This window comes from Rhizobium ecuadorense, from assembly GCF_001187535.1.
GTDB lineage: Bacteria > Pseudomonadota > Alphaproteobacteria > Rhizobiales > Rhizobiaceae > Rhizobium > Rhizobium ecuadorense.
In genome coordinates this window covers 1-283 of record NZ_LFIO01000441.1, presented here as the reverse complement: position 1 = coordinate 283, position 283 = coordinate 1, and the positions used below count along the sequence as shown (strand labels likewise).

The following is a 283-nucleotide window of genomic DNA, read 5'->3' as shown; positions in this document are numbered from 1 at the left end:
CGGTAACCAAGGACAGCGCGCTGGTCGCGGTCGTCGGCTACCAGGAACTGGCGCTCGCCACCCGTCTTGCCGGGGCAAGCACCAAGCATTACTTCGTTTTTTTCCTTGCTTCGGCCCTTCTCTATCTCGCCATCACTCTTGTTTCCAACGTCGTCTTCAAACTGATCGAGGGACGGGTACGGCGGGGACAGCCGTGCCTTGCCTGAAGAAAGCGCCCCATGAGTTTCACCTGGATCTCTTCCTATTGGCCGCTGCTTCTGACCGGCGCCTGGCAGACTGTTTG

At 59.0% G+C, this 283-nt stretch carries 1 pseudogene; it reads left to right on the top strand.

From position 1 onward, the window contains the following. A pseudogene (locus AF337_RS11055) lies at positions 1-206 on the top strand (ABC transporter permease); the annotation flags it as partial. Positions 207-283: the final 77 nt, after the last annotated feature.